Raw genomic sequence first — 14034 nt, 5'->3', positions numbered from 1 at the left:
GGTACGGCGCGGCGGTACAACGGAGGCGGGCAACCGTCTGCGGTGACCGGCCGTCACCCCGGCCCCAACAGGCAACGAGCACGAGCAGCACACGTAAACAGGATTGCGAGCACCGGTGCAGAAGAAGCGGCCTCGGAAGAACGGCACCGTCGCGAACGGCACCGCACCCGACGGCACCGCACCCGACCGACGAGCCCCCGAGGGCCCGGTCGCCGCGACCGCTCCCGCAGGGCGCCGCGTCCGTGTGCGCCGAAGGCTGGTCATCGGGGTCGCCGTGGCCGGGCTCGCCGTCCTCGCGGCGGGAGCGCCCGCCGTCCTGTCCGCCTCCGCGGACCTGAAGGACTCCCAGGAACTGGTCACCCTCGCCGACCGGAGCCGGCAGACCCTCACCCTCGCCCACCTGCTCGGAGACGAGCGCGACGCCGTCACCGCGTACGTGGCCGAGGGCCGCCCCGGCGGCGCCAAGGGCACGCAGGCCGCCGCGGTCCAGGAGCGCGCCGCGGGCACCGACCGCCAGCTCGCCGAGGTCCGGGCCGAAGCCGACGAGGAGCTCGCCCAGGCACTCGGCCGGGTCGGCGCCGTCCGCACCGAGTCCATCGAGGGCAAGGACAGCGCCCTCACCGCCCATCAGGCCTACTCCCGCGTCATCGCCGAAGTCCTCGCGCCGAGCGGCCGGCTCGCCGAGCTGACCCCGCCGCGCGCCGCGGACGCCCTCGTCACCACCCGCCCGCTGGGCCCCCTCGGCCAGGCAGTGGAGCAGGCCTCCGCCACCCGCGGACTGCTGCTCGCCGCACTGTCCGTGCCCGGTGGCGGCCGACAGCCGGGCGCCGCCGAGGTCGACGAACTCGCCGCCGCCGCCCAGCGGGCGCGCGTACGGGAGCAGGGCGCGCTCGACGATTTCGCGCGGGCAGCCCGCCCCGACGTACGCCAGAGCCTCGCCGCCACCGTCACCGGACCCGAGGTCAAGACGGCCGACGACTACCTCACGCGGCTCACCGACCGGCCGACCCTCTCCTCCGCCGACCGCAAGCTCGAACCCGCCACCGTCGGACCGGCCCTCACCGCCCGCGTCGACCGGATGCGCTCGGTCGAGGCCACCCTCGCCGGCCAGCGCGCCACCGCGCTCGCCGCGCTGCGCGACGACGACGTGACCGCGCTGGAGGTCAAGCTCGCCTTCCTCGGCGTGCTGTTCCTCCTCACCCTCGGCATCTCCACCGCCATCGCACGCTCCCTGACCCGCCCGCTGTCGGTCCTGCGGCGCGGCGCGGCGCGGCTGGCGACGCCCGAGGGCTCGGTGGAACCGGTCCGGTTCACGGGCCGCAACGACGAGTTCGCCGAGGTGGTGCGCCACCTCAACGCGGTGCGCGACCAGACGGTCTCCCTGCACACCCGCATCGCCGGACTCGACGCCGACCGGCGCCGCCTCATCGGCCGCAACGAGGCGCTCTCGGCCGGCCGGGAGACGCTGGAGGCAGAGCTCGCGCAGCTGCGGGCGGGGCTGGAAGAGCACCGCCGCATCATGTCGACCACCTCCGTCTCGCTGTCCCTGCGGACCCTGGGTCTCGTCGAGCGCCAGCTCGCCGTCATCGAGGAGCTGGAGTCCGAGGAGCCGGACCCGGACCGCCTCTCCACCCTCTTCAAGCTCGACCACCTGGCGACCGTGATGCGCCGCCACAACGAGAACCTGCTCGTCCTCGCCGGCCAGGAACACGGCCACGGCCAGGGCCTGCCGGTGCCGCTGGTCGACGTCATGCGGGCGGCGGTCAGCGAGATCGAGCGCTACGAGCGCGTCGACCTCGGGGTGCTGCCCTCGTACACGCAGGTCGCCGGGCACGCCGCCGACGACATCTCGCACGTCCTGGCCGAGCTGCTGGAGAACGCGACGACCTTCTCGCCGCCGGACGCCAAGGTGAAGGTGTCCGGATGGCTGCTGGAATCCGGCGACGTGGTGCTGTCCGTCATCGACGAGGGCATCGGGATCACCGGGGACCGGCTGGCCACGCTCAACGAGCGGCTGGCCACGCCGGACGCGTACGACGAGGAGCCCGAGTCCGAACACGGCCTGGGCCTCGGCCTGTACGTGGCCGGGCGGCTCGCGGCCCGGCACGGGGTCAGCGCCGAGCTGCGCACCCAGCGGCACGGCGGTACGGAGGCCCTGGTCGTCGTACCGGCCGCGCTGCTGCCCGCCACCCCGCCGGCCTCGCCGGTCCACACCCTGGGCGCACCGGGCGCACCCGCGCTGCACCTGCCCGGGGTGATCGCGGAGGCCAACGAGAACACCCTTCCCTCGCGGGTACGGGGCCCTGGCGCCGCCATGCCCGGGACCCCGGCGGCGCCGGCCCTGCCGGAGCCCGCCTTTGAGGGGGCCCCGGAGCCTTACCTGGAGCCGGAGCTTTCGGCGGAGCCGTACCTGGAGGCGGAGTTCCCGGCGGAGCCGTCCCCGGAGCCGTACCCGGAGCCGGAGTTCTCGGCGGAGCCGTCCCCGGAGCCGTACCTGGAGGCGGAGTTCCCGGCGGAGCCGGCCCCGGCCGCACCCGAAGCCGCCGCCGCGGAGCCGGCCGTCGCCCCGGCCCCCGCCGCCTTCCCCGAGCCGGAGCCCGCGCACGAGACCGCGCGGGGCGCCGCCGCGGAGCCGCCCGCCCGGGTGGCCCCGGAGCCCGCTCCGGCGGCGTTCGCGCCTCCGGCCGGGCAGCTGCCGCCCACGGAGCAGGTGTTCCGGGTCCCGGCACCGGCCGAGGTGCCCGCCGAGCAGGTGTTCCGCGTGACGCCGCAGGCCCAGGCCCAGGCCCAGGCCCAGGCCCCGGCCGCAGCCGCCGGGGCGCCCGCGGACGTACCCGCCGAGCAGGTGTTCCGCGTACCGCCGCAGGCTGAGGCGCCCGCCGGGGACCGGGCCCCGGACGGGACCGGACCGGATGAGGTCCTCACCGACAAGGGGCTGCCCAAGCGGAGCCCGCGCGTGGTGGCCGCCGGACGCGGTGAAGAGGTGCGCCCGGCGCCGGGCCGGGTGGACGCCGACGAGCTGCGCCGCCGCCTCGGCGGGTTCTACCGGGGTGCCCAGGACGGGCGCCGCGTGGTGGAGGCCGAGCTCGGGCAGGCCCCCGGGCAGGACGCGCCGCAGGACCCCCGACAGGGCCCGCCGCAGGACCAGGGGCAGACCGACCGGGGGGACACCGCACAGGAGGCACGCACATGAACGCGTCCAGTACGTACGGACTGAGCACCCAGGCACGCAACCTTCAGTGGCTGCTGACCGACCTCGTCGAGGAGGTCCCCGGGGTCAACTCGGTGGCCGTCGTGTCCTCGGACGGGCTCCTCCTGCTGTCCTCCGATCCGGTGGCACCCGATACGCCGGACGCACCCTCCGGACCCCCCGAACCCTCCCGCCCCAGCGGCCCCCGCGGCGCCTCCGCCGATCTGGCGACCATCGTCTCCGGCCTCGGCTCGCTCACCACGGGCGCCGCCGCCCTGATGGACGGCGGCTCGGTCAAGCAGACGATGGTGGCCATGGAGCACGGTTCCGTGTTCATCATGTCCATCAGCGACGGCTCGCTCCTCGGCGTACACGCCACGCCCGACTGCGACATGAGCGTCGTCGCGTACCACATGGCCTTGTTCGTGGGCCGCGCCGGCCACGTCCTGACCCCCGAAGTCCGCAGTGAGCTGCGCCAGTCGATGGAGAACACCTCGTGAGGAGCCCGGCCTCCGACCGGCTGCCGATACGCGGCGCCGACCGCCGTCCCGCCCGCGTCCGCCCGTACTCGCTTACCGGCGGCCGGACCCGCTTCACGCAGATCCTGCACGTCGAGACCTTCGTCGCGGCCCTCGACACCAAGGTGTCCGAGCCGCAGAAGGCCGACCGGATGCCGGAGATGCCGGCGATCGTCGAGGTCTGCCGCCGCATGCGCACGATCGCCGAGATCGCCGCGCTGCTGAAGCTGCCGCTCGGCGTGGTCCGCGTCCTGGTCAGCGACCTCGCCGACCAGGGCCGGATCCGCGTCTACGGGACCGGGCACGGCAGCGGCCGTCCCGACCGCGCTCTGCTCGAAAGGGTGCTCAGTGGGCTCCGCCGTCTCTGAAACCGGCCTCTTCTCCCCGAACACGGACCCGCACGCGCCGGCGGCGGCCCCGGACCCGGACGAGTCCGTACAGCCCTGGCAGTACGACCGCTCGCGCGCGCCCGTGGCCGTGAAGGTGCTGGTGGCGGGCGGTTTCGGGGTGGGCAAGACCACCTTCGTCGGTTCCGTCTCCGAGATCCGGCCGCTGCGCACCGAGGCGGTGATGACCGAGGCCGCCGCTCCGACCGACGACCTGTCCGGTACCCCGGACAAGCACACCACCACCGTCGCCATGGACTTCGGCCGCGTCACGCTCGACGACGACCTCGTCCTGTACGTCTACGGGACCCCGGGCCAGGAGCGCTTCTGGTTCATGTGGGACGACCTGGTGCGCGGCGCCGTCGGCGGGATCGTCCTCGCGGACACGCGGCGGCTGCGCGACTGCTTCCCGGCGCTCGACTACTTCGAAAGCTGCGGACTGCCGTACGCCGTGGCCGTCAACCACTTCGAGGGCACGCCTTCGTACGAACCGGAGGACGTGCGGGAGGCGCTGACCATACCGGCGCGCGTACCCGTCGTGATCATGGACGCGCGGCGCCGGGTCACGGTACTGGAATCCCTGATGACCCTCGTGGGCCACGCCCTCGACTCGACCCCCGAATAGAGAACGTGCAGATGCGCAAGATACTCGTCGTCGGCGCCGGCCAGTCCGGTCTCCAGCTCGCCCTCGGACTCCAGGCGAAGGGGTACGAGGTCACCCTCATGTCCAACCGGACGGCGGACGAGATCCGCACCGGCCGGGTCATGTCCACCCAGTGCATGTTCGACACGGCGCTCCAGCACGAGCGGGACCTGAAGCTCGACTTCTGGGAGCAGCAGGCGCCGAAGATCGAGGGACTGGGCGTCTCGGTCTCCGCCCCCGACAGCAGCCGCGCCGTCGACTGGCTCGGCAAGCTGAAGGGCTTCGCCCAGTCCGTCGACCAGCGCGTGAAGATGGCCGGCTGGCTCGACACCTTCGCGCAGCGCGGCGGCCAGCTGGTCATCCACGGGGCGTCCGTCTCCGACCTGGACTTCTTCTCCCGTACGTACGACCTCGTGCTGGTCGCGGCCGGCAAGGGCGAGCTGGTCTCGCTGTTCGGCCGGGACGCGGCCCGCTCGCCGTACGACGCCCCGCAGCGCGCGCTCGCCGTCTCGTACGTGCACGGGCTGGCTCCGCGCCCCGAGCACCCGGAGACGGACGCCGTGCGCTGCAACCTGGTCCCGGGCGTCGGCGAGCTGTTCGTGATCCCGACGCTGACCACCTCCGGGCGGGCCGACATCCTGTTCTGGGAGGGCATCCCGGGCGGGCCGGTCGATGTCTTCGGCGGGGTGAAGGACCCGGCGGACCACCTCGCGCTGACGCTGGACCTGATGGAGAAGTTCACGCCCTGGGAGTACGCGCGGGCGACGAAGGTGGAGCTGACGGACGCGGGCGCCACGCTCGCCGGGCGGTACGCCCCCGTCGTCCGCAACCCCATCGGCCGGCTGCCCGGCGGCGGGCTGGTGCTGGGCGTGGCGGACGTGGTCGTCGCGAACGACCCGATCACCGGCCAGGGTTCGAACTCGGCCGCCAAGTGCGCGGCCTCGTACCTCTCCTCGATCCTCATGCACGGGGACAACCCGTTCGACGAGGCGTGGATGAAGGCGACCTTCGACAAGTACTGGTTCACCAGCGGCAAGCCCACCACCCAGTGGACGAACGCCATGCTCGGCGTCCCGCCGGAGCACGTGCTGAACCTGATCGGTGCGGCCGGCCAGCTCCAGCCGGTGGCGGACCGTTTCGCCAACGGCTTCGACAACCCGGCCGACTTCGACGCGTACTTCTACGACCCCGAGGACGCGGCGGACTACCTGGCCGAGGTGGCGGGCGCCCCGGACGCCGCGGGCGCCCCGGACGCCGCGGGCGCCCCGGCCTCCGCGTAACCCGTGTCGTCCCCCGCCGTCGCGCCCTCGGGCAGCGGCGGCGGGCTGAAGGCGGCCAGCGGCGCCCCGTCGGGGTCCGGCCGTACCGCGCCGAGCAGCGGGTTCGCGGCGATCGGCGAGACCTTCACCTTCGCGCCCGGCCGGGGCGCCTGGATGACCTTGCCGTCGCCGACGTACAGGGCCACGTGGGTGGCGGTCGGGAAGTACACCACCAGGTCGCCGGGGCGCAGTTCGTCGAGCGGCACCCTGGGCAGCCGGGCCCACTGCTCCTGACTGGTCCGGGGGATCTCGCGGCCCGCGTGCGCCCAGGCCTGCGAGGTCAGCCCGGAACAGTCGAAGGAGGCCGGCCCCTCCGCGCCCCACACGTACGGCTTCCCGATCTGGGCGGCCGCGTACGTGAGGGCCGTGCCGCCGGCCGCCGTGGGGGTGCGCAGCCGGGGCGCGCCGCCGCTGCCCAGCTTCCCCGAACCGATCAGCTCCCGCTGCGCGCCGGCGGTGTCCTCGGCTTCCCGCGCGTCGAGCTCGGTGAGCTGGGCGGGGCTGAGCGAGGCCAGCATCCGCTCGACCTCCCCCAGTTGCGCGGCGGCCTCCTCCTTGCGCTGCTTGGTCTCGGCGGCCAGCTTCTGCTCGGAGTCCAGGGCCTTGCGGGCGGCGGTGGCCAGGGTGTCGGCCTGCTTCTCGCCCCGGGTGAGCCGCTCCAGCGCGGCGGCCCGACGGGCCCCCTCGCGCTCCGCGACCCGGCGCTGCTCCAGGGCCCCCTGCGGGTCCCCGGCGAACAGCATCCGGGCGTACGGGGAGAACCCGCGGGCCCCCTTGTACTGCTCGCGCGCCAGCCGGCCCGTGGTGGCCTGGGCGTCGGTGACGGCGCTACGGGCCTTGCCGAGCTCGGTGCTGAGCCGGCTCTCCTCACGCTGCCGGGCGGTGAGGGCGGCCTCGGCGGCGTTGTAGGCCTCGGTGGCCTGCTCGGCACGCTGGTAGAGGCCTTGCAGGCGGGTGAGGAGGACGCCGACGGGTTCGGCGGGTGCGGCGGCCGGGGCTTCGGGCGCCGCGGGCACCTCGGGTGCTGCCGGTGCCTCGGGCGCCCCCGGCGTCTCCGGTGTTCCCGGGGCGGTGGGGGCGGCGGGCTCGGCGTGGGCGACGGGGAGCGGGCCGGCCGTGACGAGGGCGGCGGCTAGGCACGCGGCGCGAAGCAGCCGACGGGTGCGTCGACGTGACATGGGGTCACCTCCAGGCGGCCGATGCTGCCATGCCCGGTATGACAAATCGCCCAACCGGGGCGGCCGGGCCGCTCCGCTCACCCGGTCGGCGTACGGCCGCCGGCCGGACCCGATGAAACGCCCGAGGCGCCTTCGGCCAAGTACGGGGTGAGGGGGCCGGGTCGACCGTCTCCCTCGGCGGGCCGGCGCGGTGAACGGCCGGATCAGCCGGCCAGCAGGCGGGCCTTGGCCGCCGAGAACTCCTCCGGGGTGAGCAGGCCTTCGCGGGCCAGCGCCGCCAGTTGGGTCAGCCGGTCGGTCAGGTCGGCCCCGGGGGAGACCGGTCCGGGAGCACCCGGTCCGGGGTGCGGAGCCGGGCGGCCGCCCGCGGGCTCCCGGCGGTCGGAGGGGGCCGCCGGGAGCTTCGGGGGCTTCGGGGGCGAGGGGGCCGGGCTCGGTACCGAGCCGGCCGGGCTCGGTACCGAGTCCGCGCCGGGGGCCGGGGTCGAGGCCGCGGCCATGCCGCCCTGCGGCTGCGCCGGCGTCGCCGCCCCGCGCTGGGCCGCCTCCCAGACGTAGGCCCCGCGCGCCAGGATTCCGCGCAGCAGGGGATGGCCCGAGGGGCGCTGGGAGGGGTTCACCACGGAGCCGATGGGGCGGATGAACATCAGGCCACCCCCAGCCGGTCGGCCGGGAGGCGGACCGCTCCGGCGATCCGGCCGCCCGCCGCGCGGACGGCGACGGCGGCGTCCTCGGCCCAGACGTGCTCGACGACCAGGAGGAGCGCGCAGCTGCCGCGGTCCATCAGTTCGGCCGATTCCCTGACGTCCTCGGGGCCGATCAGCGGGGCCGCCTCCCGGTGGGCGAGCAGCCCCCGGAGTTCGACGAACTCGTCGAACTCCGCCGACAGCACGTCGCCGGACGCCGTCTTGGTGGCCACCAGCCCGTCGATCAGCCGCACGACCCCGGCCTTGCGCAGCCCCATCACCGCCTCGACCGCCGCGACCCGCAGCTGTTCTTCCGGAAAGGCCAGGACGATGAACTCCGCAGGTCCCATGAGAGGTGACTCCTGATCCGCTACTTCACTTCCGACCAGTTCTGACGACTCTTCGGCACACTATGACATAAGCGGACATACGGCCCGGCTCCTTGCTACGTTTCCCCGTATGACCGCTCTGACGGCGAAGGTGACGGAACCCGCCCCGCCACCGCCACCCGGCGCCCGTGCGCCCAAGCGTCGCGGAGTCGAGCTGTCGCTGCTCTTCGGCGCCGTCCTGATCGCCGTCCTCGGCCACCTCTACGTGGGACTCGCCACCACCGGCCACATCCCCGCGCCCGCCGCCCACTACGCCGCCGGCCTCGCCGTGGCAGCGCTCGTCGCCCACCTGGCCGTCCGCCTGTTCGCCCCGTACGCCGATCCGCTGCTGCTCCCGATCGCCGTCCTGCTCAACGGCCTCGGCCTCGTCCTCATCCAGCGCCTCGACGCCACCACCCCCACGAACGCCACCGCCGGCGAGCAACTGCGCTGGTCCGCGCTCGGGATGGTGCTCTTCGTGCTCGTGGTGGCGCTGCTGCGCGACCACCGGGTGCTGCAGAAGTACGCGTACCTCTCCGTCGCCGTGGCGCTCGCGCTGATGCTGGTGCCCGTCTTCTTCCCGGCCGTCAACGGCGCGCACATCTGGATCCGGTTCGCCGGGCTCTCCTTCCAGCCGGGGGAGTTCGCCAAGATCCTGCTCGCCGTCTTCTTCGCCTCCTACCTCGCGGCGAACCGCACCGCCCTGGCCCTCACCGGCCGCACCCTCTTCTGGAAGCTGAGGCTGCTGCCCGGCCGGGTGCTCGGCCCGATCCTCGCCATCTGGCTGCTCTCCGTCGGCGTGCTCGTCCTGGAGCGGGACCTGGGAACCTCGCTGCTCTTCTTCGGCCTCTTCGTGATCATGCTGTTCACGGCCACCGGCCGGATCGGCTGGATCGCCATCGGGCTGCTGCTCGCGGCCGTGGGCGCGTACGCCGTCGGGACGTTCGAACCGCACGTGAACAGCCGCGTGGACGACTGGCTGAATCCTTTCGCCTCCATCGAGCGCGGCGAAGGCCCCGGCCAGCTCGCCCAGTCGCTTTTCGCCTTCGGAGCCGGTGGACTGCTCGGCTCCGGGCTCGGCCACGGCCAGTCCTTCCTCATCGGGTTCGCCGCCAAATCGGACTTCATCCTGGCCACCGCCGGGGAGGAGCTCGGCCTCGTCGGCCTCACCGCGATCCTGCTCCTCTACGGGCTCCTCGTCGCCCGCGGATTCCGCGCCGGGCTGGCGCTGCGCGACCCCTTCGGCCGGCTCCTCGCCACCGGACTCGCCTCGATCGTCGCGCTCCAGGTGTTCGTCATCGCCGGCGGAGTCACCGGCCTGATCCCGCTGACCGGCATGGCCATGCCCTTCCTCGCCCAGGGAGGCTCCTCCGTGGTCACCAACTGGATCATCGTCGCCCTCCTGGTCCGGCTCAGCGACAGCGCCCGCAGGCCCGGACCGGCCGAGGAGGCCGAAGCGTGATCCGCTACATCCGCTGGTGCGCGTACTTCTGCGCCCTGCTGCTCGTCGCCCTGCTGGTCAACGTCGGCCGCGTGCAGGTCTGGGAGGCCGCGGGCTACGGCGCCAACCCGGCCAACAAGCGCCCCGCCATCGAGCGGTACGCCGAGCCGCGCGGGGACATCACCGTCGACGGCCGTCCCGTCACCGGCTCCCGGGACAGCCGCCAACTGCTGCGCTACGAGCGCACGTACAAGAACGGCCCGCTCTACGCGCCCGTCACCGGTTTCGCCTCCCAGACCTACGGGACCAGCTTCCTGGAGCGCGCCGAGGACCCGGTCCTCTCCGGCACCGACCCCGGGCTGTCGGCCTTCCCGCTCTGGTACGAGCTCTCGCGCGGCCGCCCCGGCGGCGGCGACGCCGCCACCACCATCCGGGCGAACATGCAGCTGGCCGCGTACGCCGGGCTCGCGGGCAAGCGGGGCGCGGTCGCCGCCGTGGAGCCGTCCACGGGCAAGATCCTCGCGCTGGTCAGCAGCCCCTCCTACGACCCCGCCGTGCTCTCCGGCACGGGGCCGAAGGTCAAGGAGGCCTGGGAGAAGCTCAACGCGGACCCCGCCAAGCCGATGCTCAACCGGGCGCTGCGCGAGACGTACCCGCCCGGCTCCACCTTCAAGATCGTGACGGCCGCCGCCGCCCTCGACGCGGGCGTGGTCGCCGACGTGGACGCGCCGACCGAGACCCCGGACCCGTACCCGCTGCCGAACACCAGCACCCTGCTGCCGAACGCGGGCACGGGCTGCGCCGACGCCTCGATGGCGGACGCCATCCAGTGGTCGTGCAACACGGTGATGGCGAAGATCGGCGTCCAGGTCGGGCTGCGCGGGATGACGGAAGCGGCGCGCCGGTTCGGCTTCAACGACGCGGGGCTGCGCGTGCCGGCCTGGGTGTCGCGGTCGAACTTCGACACGGACATGAGCCCCGACCAGCTGGCCCTGTCCTCGATCGGGCAGTTCAACACCAAGGCCACCCCGCTGCAGATGGCGATGGTGGCGGCGGCCGTCGCCAACGGCGGGGAGCTCAAGGCCCCCTACCTGGTGGACCGCACGACACAGGACGACGGCGACCCGGTCCGCCGTGCCGACCAGCGCAGCCTCGGCCGGGCCATGACCCCGCTGACCGCGATGCGGATGCAGGAGCTCATGGTGAAGGTGGTCGAGAGCGGCACCGGCCGCAACGCGGCGATCCCCGGCGCCGTGGTCGGCGGCAAGACCGGCACGGCCCAGCACGGCGTCGGCAACGCGGGCACCCCGTACGCCTGGTTCATCTCCTGGGCCGGACCCCGGGGCGGCAGGCCGCCGTCCGTGGCGGTCGCGGTGGTCGTCGAGGACGCCTCCGCCGTCCGCGGCGACATCAGCGGCAACCTCGCGGCCGCGCCGATCGCCCGCGCGGTGATGGAGGCGGCCCTGTCCGCCCGGTGAATCGGCCGCGCGGAGGGGCCCTCGCAGGGGTTGCCAATCTCCGCGGTCATGGGGAGAAACGCCTGGATAACCAGGTACTTGGGTGGGGCCGCCGTGACGTGCACGGTGCTGGCGCTGTGGTGGCTGGTGCTGGGTGCGGGCGTGTCGGTGTACCGGCCGGAGGTGATTGCCCTGGGGGCGGTGGCCCTGGCGCTGACCGCCGGGTGGGCGTGGTCGCAATCCCGGCCGGTCCCGATCGTGCCGCCCCGGGAGGCGGGCCCGGTGCCGGCGCCGCCCGCGCGGCTGCCCGGGAAGCCGGAATCCCGCTTCTTCTGGTGGCTGAAGGTCGCGGTGCTGATCTTCCCGGCCGCTGCCGCCGTCGGCACGCTGGCGGCCCGGACGGAAGGGGGCGACCTGCGACGGATCGCGGCGATCCAGGAGGCCGGTGCAGAGGTGGCCCAGGGCCGGATCGTCGAGGTCCACCGGCTGGAGGCCCTCGACAGCAGGATTCCGGTCGTGGACGGTGACGTGACGGTCGAAGTGCCCCTCCGCTCCCCGGGCGGCGGCATCGTGGGCAAGGGGCGGGTCGAGGTGGTGGACGGGTTCCTCGGGCGGCAGGCGGACCTGGTCGCGGCGGAACGGTTCGGCAGGCCTCTCGGTGATCCCGGGGCGTCCGCCGCGGCCGTCCCGGTGCTGTACGCCCCGACCGCGCCCGAACTCGGCGGCTACGTGAACAAGCGCGACGACCTCGGCCGGTACCTGGAGACGGGCTCCGTGTTCGCGCTCGTCCCGCCCAACACGGGCGGCAAGATCGTCCTGGCCTGTGGTGGGGGCGCGCTGCTCCTCTGGGGACTGGCCCTCCTTCCGCGCCGACGGGTCAACGCGGCCGCCGCCACGCTCCGGGAGGACGCGAGCGGCGGGGCGGCGCTGCCCGCCGTGCGGGCCCGGATCACCGCGGCCCGGCGGGACGACCACACCTCGCTCGGAGACGAGGACGGCACGGTCCGCGTGACATCGGGCCGCGGGCTGCTCTTCGCGCTGGAGGACGGTTCCGAGGTGCTGATCGACGCCGGAACGAACCGCAAGATCGGCCTCTTCGCGGCGCGCGCGGGGGACCGGCCGGGCTGGCTGATCGGCGCCCGGAACTGGCGCCTGATCAGGAACCGGCAGCCGGTCGTCTTCGTCACCGACGAGGGCGAGGGGGCGTGGCTGCGGATGGACCGCGAGGACTTCGAGCGGGTCATCGCGCCCGCCGCTCCCGTGCAACCCGACCCGGAGCGCCGTACGGTGCTCTCGCCCGCGCTCTCCGCCCTGCTGCCCGGAGCCGTGTGGCCCTCGTTCGGCGGCTTGTCACTGTCCTACGGGCTGGTCGTCCTGGTGCTGACCGTCCCGATGCCCTGGGTCGCGTCGCTGGGGGTGACAGCGCTCTCCACCGCCCTGGCCGTGGCCGCACCCCTGGTGATGACGAGGCGCGACGACGAGCTCGCGGCCCGGGCCGGCCGCTGGGAGGTCCACGAAACCCGCGACCCGGAACTGGGGCCTGCCTGACCGGCCGCACGACCCGACCGCCCGCCTGCCCGCTTGCCCGCCTGCCCGCCGGTTCCGGCCCGGAACGGTCTCCGGTCCGGGCCCGGCCGGGGCGCGCCCTGTCCGCCCCCGCCCTACCCGCCCGCGCCCTCCGCGATGGTCTCCGTCACCTCCGCCACCCGCTGCTCCTCCTCCGCCGCGAAGCGCTCCCGGTCGAGGGCCTCGGCGATCTCCTCGTCCTGGCTCATCAGCAGGTCCAGGTTGGAGTTGCCCATCTCGAAGACGCCCATGTCCAGGTACGCCTTCTGGAGCCGCTCGCCCCACAGCCCGATGTCCTTCACGCACGGCACGATCCGGCTGAACAGCAGCTTGCGGAAGAGCGCCAGGAACTCGGAGCGCTCGCTGAACTCCTCCGCCTCGGCGCGCGAGATGCCGAAGTTCTCCAGCACCTCCACCCCGCGCAGCCGGTCCCGCATCAGGTAGCAGCCCTCGATCACGAACTCCTCGCGCTCGCGCAGCTCGGCGTCCGACAACTGCTTGTAGTAGTCGCGCAGGGCCATCCGCCCGAACGCCACGTGCCGTGCCTCGTCCTGCATCACGTAGGCCAGGATCTGCTTGGGCAGCGGCTTGTTCGTGGTGTCGCGGATCATCCCGAAGGCGGCCAGCGCCAGCCCCTCGATGAGCACCTGCATGCCCAGGTACGGCATGTCCCAGCGGGAATCGCGCAAGGTGTCGCCGAGCAGGCCCTGGAGGCTGTCGTTGATCGGGTAGAGCATCCCGATCTTCTCGTGCAGGAACCGTCCGAATATCTCCGCGTGGCGGGCCTCGTCCATGGTCTGGGTGGCGGAGTAGAACTTCGCGTCCAGGTCCGGCACCGACTCGACGATGCGCGCCGCGCACACCATCGCGCCCTGCTCGCCGTGCAGGAACTGGCTGAAGTTCCATGCGCTGTAGTGCCGGCGCAGCTCGCCGCGGTCCCGTTCCGTGAGCTTGGCCCAGTGCAGGGTGCCGTGCAGCGGAAGCGCCTCGTCCGGGGTGCCCAGGGGATCGTACGGATCCACCTCGATGTCCCAGTCGATGCGCTTGGCGCCGTCCCACTGCTTGTCCTTGCCCTTCTGGTACAGGGCCAGCAGCCGCTCGCGGCCGCCGTCGTACTCCCAGCTGAAACGGGCGTTGCCGGAGGCGGGGACCGGCCAGACGGTCTCACCCGGATCGTTGGTGTAGAGCTCGTGCGTCGACACTGACGCCCCCTCGTCTCACGTAACCGCGTACTTGCGTGTACTTGCGTGTACTTCCGTACGGGACCGGACAGTTGGCAGCG

12 protein-coding genes are annotated in these 14034 nt (G+C 73.7%); 8 read left to right on the top strand and 4 right to left on the bottom strand.

Going from position 1 to position 14034, the window contains the following annotated elements; all coding sequences use genetic code 11:
- Nucleotides 1–115: 115 nt before the first annotated feature.
- Genes OG276_RS11445 through OG276_RS11425 form a run of 5 tightly spaced genes read left to right on the top strand, consistent with a single transcriptional unit; the run spans nucleotide 116 to nucleotide 6017 of the window.
- Nucleotides 116–3193: a nitrate- and nitrite sensing domain-containing protein gene (locus OG276_RS11445; protein ID WP_266904537.1), complete on the top strand. Its 3078-nt coding sequence runs from the start codon at nucleotides 116–118 to the stop codon at nucleotides 3191–3193.
- A complete protein-coding gene (locus OG276_RS11440) occupies nucleotides 3190–3690 on the top strand; it encodes a roadblock/LC7 domain-containing protein (protein WP_266904535.1) in 501 nt (166 codons plus the stop codon). The genes OG276_RS11445 and OG276_RS11440 overlap by 4 nt, the downstream gene beginning before the upstream one ends.
- A complete protein-coding gene (locus OG276_RS11435) occupies nucleotides 3687–4076 on the top strand; it encodes a DUF742 domain-containing protein (protein ID WP_266904533.1) in 390 nt (129 codons plus the stop codon). Before OG276_RS11440 ends, OG276_RS11435 begins: the two co-directional genes overlap by 4 nt.
- Nucleotides 4057–4719, top strand: coding sequence for an ATP/GTP-binding protein (locus OG276_RS11430; RefSeq protein WP_266904531.1), 663 nt, complete (start codon nucleotides 4057–4059; stop codon nucleotides 4717–4719). Before OG276_RS11435 ends, OG276_RS11430 begins: the two co-directional genes overlap by 20 nt.
- An 11-nt stretch (nucleotides 4720–4730) precedes the next feature.
- Complete coding sequence (locus tag OG276_RS11425) at nucleotides 4731–6017, top strand: styrene monooxygenase/indole monooxygenase family protein (protein ID WP_266904529.1); 1287 nt, start codon at nucleotides 4731–4733, stop codon at nucleotides 6015–6017.
- Here the strand turns inward: OG276_RS11425 and OG276_RS11420 are convergent.
- The 3 genes from OG276_RS11420 to OG276_RS11410 all read right to left on the bottom strand — a co-directional run bounded on the left by OG276_RS11420 (nucleotide 5942) and on the right by OG276_RS11410 (nucleotide 8270).
- The gene (locus OG276_RS11420) at nucleotides 5942–7234 is read right to left on the bottom strand and encodes a C40 family peptidase (RefSeq protein WP_266904527.1); all 1293 of its coding nucleotides are present in this window, start codon (nucleotides 7232–7234) and stop codon (nucleotides 5942–5944) included. The two genes, OG276_RS11425 and OG276_RS11420, sit on opposite strands and share 76 nt — an antisense overlap.
- A 203-nt stretch (nucleotides 7235–7437) precedes the next feature.
- Nucleotides 7438–7881, bottom strand: coding sequence for an SHOCT domain-containing protein (locus tag OG276_RS11415; RefSeq protein ID WP_266904525.1), 444 nt, complete (start codon nucleotides 7879–7881; stop codon nucleotides 7438–7440).
- Nucleotides 7881–8270 carry a DUF6325 family protein gene (locus tag OG276_RS11410; RefSeq protein WP_266904523.1) on the bottom strand — a complete coding sequence of 130 codons (390 nt, stop codon included), beginning with the start codon at nucleotides 8268–8270 and terminating at the stop codon, nucleotides 7881–7883. Before OG276_RS11410 ends, OG276_RS11415 begins: the two co-directional genes overlap by 1 nt.
- A 109-nt stretch (nucleotides 8271–8379) precedes the next feature.
- On the opposite strand from OG276_RS11410, the gene OG276_RS11405 reads away from it, so the two are divergent.
- The 3 genes from OG276_RS11405 to OG276_RS11395 all read left to right on the top strand — a co-directional run bounded on the left by OG276_RS11405 (nucleotide 8380) and on the right by OG276_RS11395 (nucleotide 12734).
- Nucleotides 8380–9750, top strand: a complete 1371-nt coding sequence (locus OG276_RS11405) for an FtsW/RodA/SpoVE family cell cycle protein (RefSeq protein ID WP_266904521.1) — start codon at nucleotides 8380–8382, stop codon at nucleotides 9748–9750.
- Entirely contained in the window at nucleotides 9747–11207 is a 1461-nt protein-coding gene (locus OG276_RS11400; RefSeq protein WP_266904519.1) for a penicillin-binding transpeptidase domain-containing protein, read from the top strand. Before OG276_RS11405 ends, OG276_RS11400 begins: the two co-directional genes overlap by 4 nt.
- 93 nt (nucleotides 11208–11300) lie before the next feature.
- A complete protein-coding gene (locus OG276_RS11395; RefSeq protein WP_266904517.1) occupies nucleotides 11301–12734 on the top strand; it encodes a hypothetical protein in 1434 nt (477 codons plus the stop codon).
- Between the two features lie 113 nt (nucleotides 12735–12847).
- On the opposite strand, the gene OG276_RS11390 is transcribed toward OG276_RS11395, so the two are convergent.
- The gene (locus OG276_RS11390; protein WP_266904515.1) at nucleotides 12848–13954 is read right to left on the bottom strand and encodes a ferritin-like domain-containing protein; all 1107 of its coding nucleotides are present in this window, start codon (nucleotides 13952–13954) and stop codon (nucleotides 12848–12850) included.
- Between the last annotated feature and the right edge of the window lie 80 nt (nucleotides 13955–14034).

It is taken from the genome of Streptomyces sp. NBC_00086 (assembly GCF_026343255.1).
GTDB lineage: Bacteria > Actinomycetota > Actinomycetes > Streptomycetales > Streptomycetaceae > Streptomyces.
The sequence above is the reverse complement of the archived record's forward strand: the minus strand, read 5'-3'. Positions and strand labels throughout refer to the sequence as shown.

Bases quoted from the DNA above. Each gene is read 5' to 3' on its own strand.
- OG276_RS11440 (WP_266904535.1), top strand. From the start codon at position 3,190: ATGAACGCGTCCAGTACGTACGGACTGAGCACCCAGGCACGCAACCTT.
- OG276_RS11425 (WP_266904529.1), top strand. From the start codon at position 4,731: ATGCGCAAGATACTCGTCGTCGGCGCCGGCCAGTCCGGTCTCCAGCTC.
- OG276_RS11420 (WP_266904527.1), bottom strand. From the start codon at position 7,234: ATGTCACGTCGACGCACCCGTCGGCTGCTTCGCGCCGCGTGCCTAGCC.
- OG276_RS11415 (WP_266904525.1), bottom strand. From the start codon at position 7,881: ATGTTCATCCGCCCCATCGGCTCCGTGGTGAACCCCTCCCAGCGCCCC.
- OG276_RS11410 (WP_266904523.1), bottom strand. From the start codon at position 8,270: ATGGGACCTGCGGAGTTCATCGTCCTGGCCTTTCCGGAAGAACAGCTG.
- OG276_RS11405 (WP_266904521.1), top strand. From the start codon at position 8,380: ATGACCGCTCTGACGGCGAAGGTGACGGAACCCGCCCCGCCACCGCCA.